15 protein-coding genes are annotated in these 15,161 nt (G+C 30.3%); 7 read left to right on the top strand and 8 right to left on the bottom strand.

The window, feature by feature from the left end; translation table 11 throughout:
- The first annotated feature begins 7 nt into the window (after nucleotides 1-7).
- The 7 genes from rsgA (at nucleotide 8) to HW275_RS07430 (ending at nucleotide 5,458) form a co-directional block, all read left to right on the top strand.
- Entirely contained in the window at nucleotides 8-856 is an 849-nt protein-coding gene (gene rsgA / locus HW275_RS07460; protein ID WP_218975112.1) for a ribosome small subunit-dependent GTPase A, read from the top strand.
- 29 nt (nucleotides 857-885) lie between these two features.
- Complete coding sequence (gene rpe, locus HW275_RS07455) at nucleotides 886-1,524, top strand: ribulose-phosphate 3-epimerase (RefSeq protein WP_178935931.1); 639 nt, start codon at nucleotides 886-888, stop codon at nucleotides 1,522-1,524.
- 65 nt (nucleotides 1,525-1,589) lie between these two features.
- Entirely contained in the window at nucleotides 1,590-2,252 is a 663-nt protein-coding gene (locus HW275_RS07450; protein ID WP_178935930.1) for a MarR family winged helix-turn-helix transcriptional regulator, read from the top strand.
- 215 nt (nucleotides 2,253-2,467) lie between these two features.
- Nucleotides 2,468-2,998 (top strand): Abi family protein, encoded by a 531-nt coding sequence (locus tag HW275_RS07445; protein ID WP_178935929.1) that lies wholly within the window; start codon nucleotides 2,468-2,470, stop codon nucleotides 2,996-2,998.
- Nucleotides 2,970-3,380: an Abi family protein gene (locus tag HW275_RS07440; RefSeq protein ID WP_218975111.1), complete on the top strand. Its 411-nt coding sequence runs from the start codon at nucleotides 2,970-2,972 to the stop codon at nucleotides 3,378-3,380. Before HW275_RS07445 ends, HW275_RS07440 begins: the two co-directional genes overlap by 29 nt.
- Before the next feature lie 61 nt (nucleotides 3,381-3,441).
- Complete coding sequence (locus HW275_RS07435) at nucleotides 3,442-5,073, top strand: NFACT family protein (RefSeq protein WP_178935928.1); 1,632 nt, start codon at nucleotides 3,442-3,444, stop codon at nucleotides 5,071-5,073.
- Between the two features lie 124 nt (nucleotides 5,074-5,197).
- Complete coding sequence (locus HW275_RS07430) at nucleotides 5,198-5,458, top strand: HPr family phosphocarrier protein (RefSeq protein ID WP_178935927.1); 261 nt, start codon at nucleotides 5,198-5,200, stop codon at nucleotides 5,456-5,458.
- Nucleotides 5,459-5,651: 193 nt separating this feature from the next.
- On the opposite strand, the gene HW275_RS07425 is transcribed toward HW275_RS07430, so the two are convergent.
- The 8 genes from HW275_RS07425 to HW275_RS07390 form a co-directional block, all read right to left on the bottom strand.
- Entirely contained in the window at nucleotides 5,652-7,265 is a 1,614-nt protein-coding gene (locus tag HW275_RS07425; RefSeq protein ID WP_178935926.1) for a CTP synthase, read from the bottom strand.
- A 653-nt stretch (nucleotides 7,266-7,918) separates the two neighbouring features.
- Nucleotides 7,919-8,905 (bottom strand): class II fructose-bisphosphate aldolase, encoded by a 987-nt coding sequence (locus tag HW275_RS07420; RefSeq protein ID WP_178935925.1) that lies wholly within the window; start codon nucleotides 8,903-8,905, stop codon nucleotides 7,919-7,921.
- Between the two features lie 186 nt (nucleotides 8,906-9,091).
- On the bottom strand, nucleotides 9,092-9,811 hold the full coding sequence (locus HW275_RS07415) for a GH25 family lysozyme (RefSeq protein ID WP_178935924.1): 720 nt from the start codon (nucleotides 9,809-9,811) through the stop codon (nucleotides 9,092-9,094).
- A gap of 150 nt (nucleotides 9,812-9,961) precedes the next feature.
- Complete coding sequence (gene serS, locus HW275_RS07410; RefSeq protein WP_178935923.1) at nucleotides 9,962-11,233, bottom strand: serine--tRNA ligase; 1,272 nt, start codon at nucleotides 11,231-11,233, stop codon at nucleotides 9,962-9,964.
- Between the two features lie 195 nt (nucleotides 11,234-11,428).
- Nucleotides 11,429-12,217 carry a hypothetical protein gene (locus tag HW275_RS07405; RefSeq protein WP_178935922.1) on the bottom strand — a complete coding sequence of 263 codons (789 nt, stop codon included), beginning with the start codon at nucleotides 12,215-12,217 and terminating at the stop codon, nucleotides 11,429-11,431.
- 55 nt (nucleotides 12,218-12,272) lie between these two features.
- Nucleotides 12,273-13,292: a tetraacyldisaccharide 4'-kinase gene (lpxK, locus tag HW275_RS07400; RefSeq protein WP_178935921.1), complete on the bottom strand. Its 1,020-nt coding sequence runs from the start codon at nucleotides 13,290-13,292 to the stop codon at nucleotides 12,273-12,275.
- Between the two features lie 28 nt (nucleotides 13,293-13,320).
- On the bottom strand, nucleotides 13,321-14,223 hold the full coding sequence (whiA, locus tag HW275_RS07395) for a DNA-binding protein WhiA (RefSeq protein WP_178935920.1): 903 nt from the start codon (nucleotides 14,221-14,223) through the stop codon (nucleotides 13,321-13,323).
- A 31-nt stretch (nucleotides 14,224-14,254) separates the two neighbouring features.
- Nucleotides 14,255-15,070, bottom strand: coding sequence for a toxin-antitoxin system YwqK family antitoxin (locus tag HW275_RS07390; RefSeq protein WP_178935919.1), 816 nt, complete (start codon nucleotides 15,068-15,070; stop codon nucleotides 14,255-14,257).
- Between the last annotated feature and the right edge of the window lie 91 nt (nucleotides 15,071-15,161).

Raw genomic sequence — 15,161 nt, 5'->3', positions numbered from 1 at the left:
CTATGTTTTGGATGAAAATTCCAAAACTTTAAATGAAGAAAATATTTATGAATGTAAACTACGTGGAACATTAAAAGTAAAAAATGATAAAATGAACTGTATTATCGGGGATATTGTAGAATTTGACGAAAAGGAAAAAATTATTGAAAAAATTGAAAAAAGAAAAAACTTTTTATATCGTCCACTTATTGCAAACATCGATTTTATCGGTATTCTATTTGCAATAAAAAGTCCAAATTTTGATTTTACAAATTTCCAGAAAATGCTGTTAAATGCAAATTCTCAAAATATTCCAGTTGTACTGATATTATCAAAAATTGACTTAGTTTCAAAAGAAGAGTTATCAGAATTTTTTAATAAATTTAAACAAATTTTTAAAGATACAATTTCCGTTTTTCCAATTTCTACGCAGACAAATACTGGACTTACCAAATTAAAGCAATACATAAACGAAAAGTCCGTTGTAGTTTCAGGGCCATCAGGAACTGGAAAATCCACGCTTATTAACACTCTAATTGGCGAAGAAGTATTAGCCACAAATGATGTCAGCCAAAAAACAAAAAAAGGACGGCATACAACAATAGAAAGCCGATTTTTTATGTCAGCGCCACATTCATACATAATAGACACTCCAGGATTTTCAACGCTTGATTTTCCGAAGCTGGAAGAAAAAAAGGAACTGGAAAAATTATTTCCAGAATTTCTGGAATTTATTCCCACCTGCAAATTTCGAGACTGCATTCACGTGAACGAGCCAAACTGTGCAATAAAGGAAAACGTGGAAAATAATAATATTTCACAAGAACGATATGATTTTTATCTATATTCATTACAAAATATAAAATTTAATAAATAATTTAAAAATAAAGAAAAGAGTTGATTTTTATGACTAAAGAAAAAAAAATAATAATTGCTCCTTCACTTCTAGCTGCAGATTTCAGCAAATTAAAGGAAGAAATTACGAAAGTGGAAAAACTGGGAGCGGAATATCTGCATTTAGACGTCATGGATGGAAACTTTGTACCAAACATCAGCTTTGGAGCTCCTGTTATTGCATCTTTACGAAAACATAGCAGCCTTGTATTTGATGTACATCTTATGGTAAACGAACCAGATTACTTAATAGAAGATTTTGCACAATTTTCAGACATAATCACAGTCCATGCTGAAGCTACAAAGCACTTGAACAGAACAATCCAGCTAATAAAATCTTTTGGAAAAAAAGCAGGAGTGGCATTAAACCCTTCTACTCCACTGGATGTCATAAAATATGATCTGAATAACATTGATATGGTGTTAATTATGACAGTAAATCCAGGGTTTGGGGGACAGAAATTCATTCCTGAAATGCTTCAGAAAATAAAAGACTTGCGAAAAATTAATGAAAATATTGATATTGAAGTGGACGGCGGAATCAACGCTGAAACTGCGAAACTGGTAAAAGAAGCCGGAGCAAATGTGCTAGTTGCGGGTTCATATATTTTCAGCGGAAACTATAAAGAAAAAATTGAATCTTTAAAATAATACATTTTGAAAAATAAGCAAAGTTATGAAAAAGTCTGAAATAAAGCGAGAAAGGAACAGTTAAAATGTATGAAAAAATAGAAACTCTATTAGACAAATTCTATAAAACATATTATAAAATTGAAGAAATAAATTTAAATCAGGTAATTAAATGTCTGACTACATCTGAACTTCATATTATTGAAGCGATTGGGGAAAATGAAATCACAATGAATGAACTATCTGACAAACTGGGCATTACAATGGGAACCGCCTCAGTCGCCGTAAACAAGCTGACTGACAAGCAATTTCTGGAACGCTCCCGGTCGGATATTGACAGACGTAAAGTTTTTGTAAAACTGACTCCAAAAGGAAAAGTCGCATTAAACTATCATGGAAATTTTCACTCAAATATTCTTGAAAAAATTACAGATAATATTCCACAAAAAAAACTGGACACATTCATCGAAGTTTTTGAAACAATCGTAAAAAATCTGGATAAAGTCAAAAAGGACATTCAGCCTGAATCAATACTAAACTTTGAAAAAGATGATTTAGTACAGGTTTCCTCAATAAAAGGAAGCGTTGCGATCAGAAAATATTTAAATGAAAAAGGCGTTATGATAAAATCTCTTATAAAAATCCTGAATATTGACAAATATTTGATAACTTTGCTTGTAGATGGGGATGAGAAAGTGTTGAATATTGAAGATGCGGAAAATATTATGGTGAGGAAAAATACGCTTTAAGAAAATCCACTATTACAAAATCATTAAATAAGATAATAATAAAACAACATAAGAACAATGGCAACTAAATATAGTAACTGTAATAAAATTTTTTGATTTTTTATTGACAATTTTATAAAAATAGAGTAAAATTAATTATATCAAACCCCCTGCAGTATTTTAAATAATACAAGGTTAGTATACCTACGCAGGGCTTTTTTTTAGGAGAATTTAAAATGATTATGGCAAGAGATGAATTTCTGACTTTTAAAGAACAAGTAAAACTCTTTAAAGATAGGGGAATGATTATCACTGATGAAGAAAAAGCTGAAAAAGTATTGCAATTTATAAATTACTATAAATTAAAAGAATGCTCGTTACCTTATTTTAAAAATGGACAATATATACAAGACATTACTTTTGATGAAATATTAACTAGATTTTATGAAAATAAGAATTTAAGAATTAATTTATTAAGATTAACTGAAAAAGTCGAAATTTCATTAAAAACTAAATTTTCTTATTTAATAGGTGAAAAATTTGGAGCTTATGGATACCTTGATTTTTATAAGTGGGTAGATAAAACAGAATATTGTAGACATTTCAGAGCATTTAAAGAAAAAGATTTTAAAAAAAGAATAGATAGAAGTTTGGGAAATAGTAAAAACGAATTGCTCGAAATGTATAAACAAAATCACAATAAAATACCAATATGGCTAGTAACAGATATTTTGACATTTGGGGAAATACTGGATTTATATAAATAAACTACTATATAAAAAATATCAGAATAAAATAGCTAAAGAACATAATTTATCTGGAATTATATATTTATCTTGGTTAGAAAATATCAATTTAATTAGAAACTTGTCAGCTCATAACTCAAATATTGTAGATATAAAATTTTCCACAAAGCCCAAGATATTAGATGAATTTAAAAACAAATTATATTTTATTAATGGTAAAATATCAGATAGGATAGCAGTATCAGTTTTAATATTAGAATCTTTAGTTTTTGTAATTAATTTAAAATATCCAGGTGGAGCCATTAGAAAAAGTTTAAAAAAGTTGTGTCGTAACAGAACAGATGAAGACGCTCAAAAATTAGGTTTTAAAGATTTTGAAACAATTAAAAATTTAAAGATATAATCACAGTTATTAGTTTAATTGTGATTTTTTTGATAAAAATAAAATATATCAAGGAGGGAATATGCTTTATTTAGATGGAATTGGAATTTCATTTTTGATAAAAGAGATAAAAGAAAAAATATTACGGTATAAATTGACAAAAATTTTTCAATATGACAGAGTTTCATTTTCACTTTTTTTTGGAAAGAATAACTTAATTTTTCAAGTAAAGGACAACTCAACGATTTTTTACTTAAAGGACGAAAAGGATCCGAATACTGATTTTCAGTCAAAATTTCTATTGTCATTAAAAAAGCATCTGCAAAATTCAATTTTGATAAATATTAGGCAGGAAGGTTTTGACAGGATTGTATATTTTGACTTTGAAAAGTTAAATCAGTTTGGGGATGTGGAAAAATATACGTTAATTATTGAAATTATGGGAAAAGCGAGCAATATTTTCTTGACTAGCAAAGATAAAATCCTCTCTGCACTTTATTTTGCTTCGATTGATGTTGGGAACCGTGTTATTATGACAGGTGCAAGATATACTTTGCCATTTGAGGAAAAAAAGATTTCGCCACTTTATCTGGAATCCGAAAATTTTCCATTTAAAACTGAAACTTTTATAGAAAAAATCGAAGGTGTGGGGCGTGCTTTTGCACTGGAGTGTTCACAAGATTATGATACTTTCAAAAAATATTTATCCAGCTATAAGCCAGTAATGTATGAAATCTTAAATCGTGGAAAAATCCAGAAAGTGCTAACTTACAATGAATTTTCCGAATTTAGTCAAAAGGAAAACAAACGTTTAGAAAATGGAAGAAAATATTTTGAAACCTTAAACGATGGCTTAAATACCTATTTTAAAGCAACTATTACTTCCAACGTTATTAGCGAAAAAAAGAAAAATTTATTAAAATATGTTGATTCACAAATAAAAAAATTCAAAAAAATTGAGAAAAATATAAAAGTTGACTTGAAGAAAAATGAAAACTTTGAAAAATATAAAAATATCGGGGATATTCTGGCGGCAAATATGCATCAGATAAAATATGGAATGAAAAAAATTACAGCTTTTGATTTTTACAATAATCAGGAAATTACGATAAATCTGGATCCGCTTTTATCTCCAAATGATAATTTGAATTTTTATTACAATAGGTATAACAAGGGAAAACGTACAATTTCAGCCTTAAATTCCAGATTTTTAGACATTCAGAATGAAATAAGATATTTTGAGGAAATAAAAATGTTTATTGAAAAGGAAAATGATTTTATTAGAATCGAGGAAATTGAAAACGAGCTGAACTTATCAAATAACGGAAATAAAATAAAAAATAAAATAAAATTGAACAAGTCAAAAAAACGTGAACTGCTGTCATTTGACTATAAAGGCTTTCAAATCTTTGTTGGAAGGAACAACAAGGAAAATGAGGAAATATCTTTTTCCAAAGGCCAGCCCAACGACATCTGGATGCACGTAAAAGACATTCCTGGAAGCCACGTCCTTATTCTACGAAATAATCAGGAAGTGCCTGATGACGTTCTGACACACGCCGCAAACCTTGCCTGCGAATACTCTAAAGCCAAAAAAGGCAATAAAGTTACCGTTGACTACTGTGAAAGAAAATTTGTAAAAAAAATTAAAAATAGTAAACCGGGAAACGTGATTTACAAAAATTTCCATTCCCTATTAATCGAAGTTCAGTAAAACTTTTTAAAAACAAAAAATATAATTTGATTGACTAACAGAAAAAATGTTTTTCACGCTTATTGACAAATATCAAAAACTGTTGTAAAATTAAGATAGAGATATAATTAAGGAGGATAAATAAATGGCAAGTAAAACAATTACTATGACAAATCCTACAGGATTACATACAAGACCAGGTGGAGTATTTGTTGCTAAAGCAAAAGAATTTGAAAGTTCAGTAGAAGTGGAAAATGAAGGGAAAAAAGTAAACGGAAAATCTTTATTGAAATTATTATCAATTGGAATTAAAAACGGTTCAAAAGTTACAGTTCATGCTGAAGGGCCTGATGCTGACCAAGCAGTTGAAGTATTAGGAGAATTATTAGCAACTATCAGAGACTAATAAATTGTAGTAATTAAGTGAAATAAAAATGTTGTTTTTTATAGATTTGTTATAGAAAATATGTTTTATTAAACTAAAAAATAAAAAGACTTTCTTATTTTTAAGATTGTCTTTTTTTAATTTACAAAAAAAGCAGAAAAACTCCTAATTAATAAACATTTTCCTGCTTAAATTATTTTTCAATTAATTTCTATTACTTTTCGCTTCGTTTCTTTAATGCCGCTTTTATCCAGCCTGTGAACAATGGATGTGGACGGTTTGGACGGCTTTTGAATTCTGGATGGTATTGTGTGGCTATGAAGTATGGGTGATTTTTTATTTCGATTACTTCCACGTAATTTCCGTCTGGAGATAATCCTACAATATCCATTCCAGCTTTTTCAAATTCTTCTCTGAAAGCGTTGTTAAATTCGTATCTATGTCTGTGTCTTTCAGCAATTTGAGTTCTTCCATAAACTCTTGCAGCCAAACTGTCGTCTTTTAATATACATGGATATGCCCCAAGACGCATCGTTCCTCCCATATCTTTCAGCCCTTTTTGCTCTTCCATAAGGCTTATAATTGGATATGGAGTGTCCTTTTCAAATTCTGTTGAAGTCGCATCTTTGTAGCCTAGTACATTTCTTGCAAACTCTACACACGCCATTTGCATTCCAAGGCAAATTCCAAAAAATGGGATGTTATTTTCCCTTGCAAATTTAATCGCTTCAACTTTTCCATCCACTCCTCTGTCACCAAATCCGCCTGGCACTAAAATTCCATCATAATCAGCCAGTTTTCTCACATCAAATTCCCCAGCTTTAAAATAGTCAATCTCAACTTTTGTATCAAGATTAAAACCTGCATGTTCTATCGATTCGTGAATACTGATATAGGCATCTTTTAATTCAACATATTTCCCGACAATTGCCACTTTTACAAGTTTTTTAGGATTTTTGAATTTTTCCACCATTTTAGTCCATTCTGTCAGTAACGGCTTTTCATTTTTTATTTTAAAATGCTTGCAAATTACATCGGCAAGTCCTAATTTTTCCATAGTTAACGGAATTTCATAAAGACTTTTTGCATCAAGCGATTCAATAACTGCCTCTTCATCAATATCGCAGAAAAGCGAGATTTTTTTCTTAATATTTTCATCAACAGGATGTTCACTTCTCACTACAATAACATCTGGCGAGATTCCAAGCCCCTGAAGCATTTTTACACTGTGCTGTGTAGGTTTAGTCTTAAGCTCTCCTGCAGCTTTCAAATACGGCAATAACGTTACGTGAATATAGGCAATGTTCTCTCTGCCAACTTCTCTTTTCAACTGACGAATCGCCTCGATAAACGGATCACTTTCAATATCCCCAATTGTCCCGCCAATCTCAGTAATTACAATATCCGAATTATTTTCCTCAGCCGCTTTTATAACATTGTACTTAATTTCATCTGTCATGTGAGGCACAGTTTGCACAGTTCCTCCTAAAAATTCCCCTCGACGCTCTTTCGCAATAATTTTTGACATAATTTTCCCAGTTGTCAAATTATTATACTTTGTCAGATTCTCATTGATAAATCTCTCATAATGCCCTAAATCCAAGTCAGTTTCTGCTCCATCCTCTGTAACAAAAACTTCTCCATGCTGATAAGGGCTCATAGTTCCTGGATCCACATTTATATACGGATCAAACTTCTGAATTGTAACTTTATAACCTCTCTCTTTTAGCAATCTTCCCAGTGAAGAAGCAACAATTCCTTTTCCAAGCGATGAAACAACTCCACCTGTAACAAATATATATTTTGTTGAATTATTATGTATATTCATTTTTCCTCCTATTTTCTATTCCTATTTATTCAATTTTAAATATTTTGGCAAATTTATAAAATATCACTTAATTTAATAGATTATTTCTTTAACTATTCAATCAAATCTTTTTTTCTGTTTTAGTTATTATGATTAACACTAATCCCCATTTAAATAACGAATTTATTATAAACTTTTCTAGTAAAGGATATAATCTAATATTTTCAAATAATTTAAGATATAATTTTCGTTTTTTAAACAGAATCTGGCATGAACTAATCCGTCGGAGCATTTTTCTGTGATGGCAAAACTGTCTGAGCATAGCGAGTTTTTTGTCAGTGCAGAAAAATGTCGTAGACTAGTCATAGGTTGTAGGATTTGCGGCAATGAGCAATCCTACGAAAATAAAAAAGAAAAAATTTGAATAATTATAAATTAGCTATTGAACAACCCTATTATAAAAATTTACTCTCATTTTTAAACGGGGTTTAGTATAATAACTATTTTTCTATTTATATTTTTAAATAATTATGTTGTTTTTTCCACAAAAAAAGAGGAAAAAAAAAATTTTCACCTCTTTCAAACAAATTTTATTTATGTAAAACTTAAAAGGAATATCCCAAGTTTCAAAATAAACTTGAGATAGTTCCAAATTTAATTTTCTTTTTTATTTGTTATTTTCTTGCAGCTCCAGCTTTGTAAGCTCCATTTGATCCGAATACGTTTCTGATTTTATCTTTGTAGTATTCTTTCATGTAGTCTTTTGCAGGACCTACATATTTTCTAGGATCAAATTCTCCTGGTTTTTTAGCGAATACTTCTCTGATTCCTGCTGTGAAAGCTAATCTTCCGTCAGTATCTACGTTAATTTTAGCTACTGCTGATTTAGCGGCTTTTCTTAATTCTGAATCAGGGATACCGATTGCATCTGCAATTTTTCCGCCGTATTGGTTAATCATTTCTACAAATTGTTTTGGTACAGCTGATGAACCGTGTAATACAATTGGGAATCCAGGTATTCTTTTTTCAATTTCTGCCAAAATGTCCAATCTTAATTTAGGATCATCCCCTGGTTTGAATTTATGAGCTCCGTGAGATGTTCCGATTGCGATTGCCAATGAATCAACTCCTGTTTTTGATACGAAGTCTTCAACTTCATCAGGTTGAGTGTAAACATGTTCTGCTGCTTCCACATCGTCTTCAATTCCAGCTAAAACTCCTAGTTCAGCTTCAACTGTAACATCGTGCTGATGAGCGAAATCAGCAACTTGTTTTGCTTCTGCAACATTTTCATCATAAGGGTTGTGAGATCCGTCATACATTACTGAAGAGAATCCATATTCGATACAGTCTTTTGCTTCAGCAAAATTTGGACCATGATCCAAGTGCAATGCTACTGGAATGTCAGATCCAGATGCTTCTACATAAGCTGTTGCAGCTTTTGCAAGCCAAGGCAGCATTTCCTTACCGATATACTTTCTTGCACCTGTTGAAACTTGAAGAATTACTGGTGAACCTTCTTCAACACATGCTTCAATAATTCCTTGTAATTGTTCCATGTTGTTAAAGTTAAAGGCAGGTACTGCATAACCTTCTTTGTTTGCTTTAGCAAACATTTCTTTAGTGTTTACTAATCCTAAATCTTTGTAATGATATTTCATTTTACGCCTCCTAATATTTATTAATTAGATTAACTTCTTTAATTATATGTTACCAAATTTTTGTATAAAAATCAATAGAAAACAAAAAATAATAGTTAAAAATAAAATATTTTTTTAAATATATCTTAAAGCCTTTTAATTAGCATTCAACTAAATAGCCGTATTTTTGTTTTTAAGTATATTTATTTAATTTATTTTACTTTGATTTATCAGCTCTTCCACCGTCATTCCTTTTCTAAGCACATTTTTATCCGTGAATCCTGGAATTCCCTCTATTCTGCCACGTTTTGACACTTGCCAAATTGCCCATCTGTCATCTTCTTCTATTTTGGGAAAATATTTGTAGTCTGTAATCCAAATTCTATTTTCAGGAAATTCACCTTTTATATATGCATTATAAGTTTTATAGTTCACATAGAAAATTACTCTTTTTCTGTAATGTTTTTCCAGCTTGTCAACCATATCTTTCAAATGCTTTATTACTTCCGTCTTTTTATATTTTTTTGTAGATATTTCCAGATCAATCATTGGCGGCAATGTCTTGTCGGAATCAGGGACTTTACTTATGTAAAAGTCAGCTTGTGCTTCCCCACTGCTAGTCATTGTGAAAAAATGATATGCTCCGACTACAAAGCCATTTAATCTGGCGTTATTCCAGTTATATAAAAAATCTGTATCAAGAAAATTCTGCCCTTCTGTCGCCTTCAAAATAATAAATTTATATTTTTTATCCACAAGAGTCCAGTTCACTTTTTCCTGATGATGTGAAATATCAAGTCCCTGAGTCTTGTAGCCTGCCAGCTGTGCCAAAATATCATTATGGTACAAATATCCGCTAAATTCAAGAACTCCCGCTATACCTGCAATAATTATCATAATTATAAAAAATTTTACAAATTTTTCCATATCCTCTCCATTCAGTTTATTTAATAACAAAATTATTTTCAAAATACTTAAAATTTTTTAAATAACTTATTTTTTATTGAACTTAATTTTTGAGCAGCTTTTGACAGTTTAGAAAAATCAGTAATATGATAATTAAGGTTACAGCGATTGTTATTTTATAACTGTCATTCCGCCCATATAAGGCACTAATACTTCTGGAACTTTTATAGTTCCGTCATCCTGCTGATAATTTTCCATAATGGCAAGCAATGTTCTTCCCACTGCCAGCCCTGATCCATTCAGAGTATGTACAAAATGGCTCTTTCCTGTTTCTTTTTCCCTGTATTTAATCATTGCACGTCTAGCCTGAAAGTCCTCTGTATTTGAGCAGGAAGAAATTTCCCTGTATTTCCCTTGACTTGGCACCCAGACTTCTAGATCATAAGTTTTTGCCGCACTAAATCCTAAATCTCCGCTGCAAAGTGCCAAAACTCTATATGGCAGCTCTAATTTCTGCAATATTTTCTCCGCACAGTTTACCATTTTTTCAAGTTCATCATAAGAAGTTTCGGGTTTTACAATTTTTACCATTTCCACTTTATTAAACTGGTGCTGTCTTATAAGCCCTTTTAAGTCACGTCCTCCAGAACCCGCTTCCTTTCTGAAACAAGCTGTATATCCGCAGTAATATTTAGGCAGTTCCTCTTCATCCAGAATTTCGCTATTATGTAAATTTGTAAGTGTAACTTCTGCCGTTGGAATCAAGTACATCTCTTCACCATCGATTTTATAGGCGTCATCGGCAAATTTTGGAAGCTGCCCTGTTCCCACCATCATTTCTCTTTTTACCAACTGCGGTGTAAAAATCTCCTCAAATCCATGTTCCCCAGTATGAACATCAATCATAAACGCAATCAATGCTCTTTCCAGTCTTGCCGCTGCATTTTTATAAACTGTAAACCTCGAACCACTAAGTTTTGCCCCTCTTTCAAAGTCCAAAATCCCAAGTTCCACTCCCAGTTCATCATGTGATTTTATTTCAAAGTCGAATTCTCTTGGAGTTCCCCATTTTCTAACTTCCACATTATCATCTTCATCTTTTCCAACTGGAGTCGTATCACTTAATTTGTTTGGAATCGTATAAGCAAGTTCCAGCTGCTTTTCATCAATTTCTGCTACCTTTTGATCAAGTTCCTTAATCTTTGCACTGACAGTCTGCATTCTCGCAAGCAATTCAGCAGGATCTTTTCCTTCCTGTTTATATTTTCCTATCAATGCACTTGACTCATTTCTTTCTTTCTTCAGCATTTCCACTTCCTGAAGTAAATTTCTTCTATCCTCATCAAATTTCAGCAATGAATTCAAATCAAAGTCACTATTTCTATTTTTTAAATATTCTCTGACTTTATCAGCATTTTCCCTTATGTATCTCATTTCCAACATAATTTTTTTATTTCCTTTCCTATATATATTTTTTATCTAAATTTATTGAATTATTAAAGTGTTTTAATTTATCATAAATTGTAATATTAATGAATATTTTTTCTTTTTTTTAGTTATAACAATTAATTTAACTAAAACAAAAAACATAAAAAAAGAGAAAAAACAATTATTAACTAAAATAAGTTAAAATAAAAATTAAATATTTTCAAGATATTTATACAATACTTTTTTACTTCCACTTAAATTTTTAAAATCATAATTTTTACTAAATTCTATTTTTTTCACATTTTGAATATTATACTTTTCCACAATTTTATCGTAATTTTCCACATAAATTTTTTTATAAAGTTCATCAGCTTGGTTTTCCACAAAATAGTTTAAGTTTTCCGCATTTTCAAAATTTAGGAAAGTTGAATCAGATTTTGTGAAGTAATTTATTATATTTTTTATTATCTCGTCTATTTTATCACGAATTTCGCTAAATTTCGAACCGTTTTCAGTTTCAATTTTTTCTATCATTTTTTCTGCAAAAAAAGTTTTTACAAGTTTATTTGTATCTGCTGAAATTAATGAATAGTTGTATAAAATTTCAAAAAATTTATTTTTATCCCGATACAGCAGTTCATTTCCCAATTTTACAGCATAAATTTTTTCTTTGTTAAAAATGCTTCTTCTAAATCCGTCTATTAATTTTGGAAGTTCAACCTTACTTAACCGTTCTATTTTTTTGTCTTTTTCTTTAAATGTTTCCAAAAATTGTTCATTTATGATTTGTTTTATATTTTCATTTTTTTCGTTTTCACTAAAATAAATGTATCCCAATTCTAGTATAAATGATGGTTCTTTAACTGTTATCTTAAAATTTTTGTCAAGCTGGAAATATTTTCGTTTTTCAAAATTATTTTTATATTTTAGAATAAATTGTGAAAAATTTTCTGTATTTAAAAATACGTTTTCACTTTCCAGCTTTTTATTTTCAGTCAAACTTTAATTCCTCCCTCCTGCTTTAGTTTTATTTGCACTTTATAAAAATATAACTCTATTTCATTTTCTCAATAATTTTAAATTCCATTTTCAAAATCATTAAATTTTCTATATTTTCATCAATTTTCACAATATCCTTTTCCGTTGTCAAAACATAATCATAACTTTTTGCTTTTTCCTTTATTTCCAAAATTTCTTCATTTGCGTAAACGTGATGATCTGTAAATTTTATTTCATCAATATTACTTGGATTTAATTTTTTTATTGTCTGATAAAATACAGCTGGATTTGCTATTGAAGAAAAAATTAGTACATTTTTATTTTTAATAGTTTCCAATGGAAATTTTTCATTCCCTATTTTGTTTTCATTATTTATTTTACCAAACTTTTTCCCATTTTCAAAATTTAATTTGTAAAAATAACTTTCCTCAAAAATAGCGACAGAAATCGGCTTTTCATATTTTTCCAGTCTTTCCTTAATTTTCGCAATTTCTTCTTCCGAAGCATAGTTACTTTTTGTAATAATAATTTCATCAGCCCGTTTCAAAGCGTCAAGTGATTCCCGCAATCGTCCCTTTGGCAAGTAATCGTCCATTCCAAAAGGATTTGTTGCATCAATTAGAATTATATTTTTATCTTTTTTCAGTTTTCTATGCTGAAAGCCATCATCCATAATAATTGTTTCCACATCGCATTTTTCCTTTAGAAAAGTTGCACCTTCGTAACGATTTTTACAAACTACGACAGGAATTTGAAAATTTAAGGCATGCAAATAGGCTTCATCTCCTGATTCCTTTGAAGTGGCATAAATCTTTTTTTCATCTCGTACAAGCAGTAAATCAGTTTCCCGTTTTCCCTTGTAGCCTCGACTCAGAATTCCAACTTTCTTATTTCTTTCTAAATATTTTTGCACAAAATACTGCACAGCTGGTGTTTTCCCTGTTCCACCTGCCACAATATTTCCAATGCAAATTATTTCCACTCCATCAACCTTTTTTTCTTTAAAAATATTCAAATCATAAAGTTTATTTCGTAAAAATACGATAAATCCATATATAATCGACAATAATTTCATTAATTTTTCCTCAGCTTAACTTTCTTAATTAGTTTTCTACCAGTCCTTTATAAATTGTTTCCAGCCGTCTAAATCGGTTTTTTATTCCAGATTTGGAAATTTCCATTAAGTCTGCCAGTTCCTGTAGGGACATTTCTTGATTTTCCAGTCGGACTCTTGCTGTTTCACTTAATACGTCTGTCAATTCTGAAAGCCCCATTTTTTCATCAATTACTTTTATCATGTGAATCTGCTTTTCAGAAGCGGACAGTTTTTTAGTTTCATTTGCTATTTCCCAGTTCATGTTTCTATTAATTTTATTCCGAATTTCCTTATTTATCGTAACTTCCTCAAATTCAAAAAACGAATTTATTCCGCCAATCAAAAAAATTATATCCAAAATGTCTTCTGAATTTCGTAAATAAACAAGGCTCTTATTTTTTTTCTCCGTCTGAAAAACCTTTTTCCCCATCTGTTTAAACAAGTAATACAAATAAGTGGCAGAATCTTCAGTATCCACAAAAAAATCCATCGCATAAGCTTTTTCTGGAGACTTTATATATCCGCAGCTAAGAAAAAAACCTCTAATTATGCCAGCTAGCTGTTTTTCATCTTCCACAACTGAAAAATTTTTGTGAAAATATATTTTTTTTAAAAATGATTTGTATTCCTGCTGGTTGTGCTGAGTGGGAAAAAGTATCACTTCATACATTTTGTGTGTTCCAAGGCGTTTACTAATAACGTATTTTAGCTGAATTGGGATATTTGTTACTGCCCGTAAATTTGAATAAATTCTTTTAGCAAGCGAGACATTTTCAGTGCTGAAATAAATTCCATGTTCTGTAATTACATTCTTTGCAATAAAAATTCCGAAAAGCTCTGCATAAACAGTATCCTTATCTGAATTTTCCAAATTGAAAATCTCTCTTTTTACATTTGCTGAATACGACATTTTCCCCCTCCTTTTTCACTACAATAAACTTCTAATAATTTACTTTTCTAGGATTTCCTGATTTATCATAATAAGTCCAAGTTCCTGTTCTTCTTCTGCCTCTAATACTTCCCTCAAATCCTAGGCTTCCATCTGTATGATATCCTCTTACAGTTCCAGTTTCCCCATTCATATTTGCTTCATACAAAGGTCTTCCACTTTCGTAGTAAACATTCATTTTCCCGTTTATTTCATCATTTACATAATTAATTTCAGATTTTTTACCTCCGTTAGTGTTCCATTCACTAAATAATCCATTTTTCTGTCCATTTGAATAGTTTCCTTGTGATTTTCTTGAGCCATTTTCATAATATTCAGTCCAAGTTCCTGTCATTTTTCCATTTTCATAGTTCCCAACTGTTTCCTGAGCCCCTGTTTTTCCATAATACGAAGAATAACGTCCATTTAACTGATCATCTTTATATTGATATTTTTTCCAGACTTTTCCATTTTCAGTATAAACCGTCCATTCTCCTTCCTTTTTACCATTTTTATAATTTCCTATTGTAAATCTATTTCCGTTTGCATAAAATTCATCATATTTCCCATTAAGCGTCCCATTGCTCAAATTAACAACAAGCCGTCTTCCGCCTTCTTCCATAATTCTGTACTCTCCACTTCCTGTCAATTCATAAGTATTAGAATCAATTCTTTTTACATCATCCATACTCGAAGAACTAAGTTTCGACAACCTAACCTTCCCAAAATTTGTTCCATAATTTGCAAACACATCTTTTCCGTATGCAACTGCTGATAATATCATCATTCCAGCGATAAAAAATATTTTTTTACTATTATTTCTTTTCATTTTCTCATCTCCTATTATTTTATAAAGTTTGTTTTTTTATTTTATCAATTCACCTTTTTACATTATAACAAATTTTTCTCATTTTTTAAAC

Source organism: Leptotrichia sp. oral taxon 223, from assembly GCF_013394795.1.
In the GTDB taxonomy this organism is placed as follows: domain Bacteria; phylum Fusobacteriota; class Fusobacteriia; order Fusobacteriales; family Leptotrichiaceae; genus Leptotrichia.
This window is presented reverse-complemented; position numbering and strand designations above follow the sequence as displayed.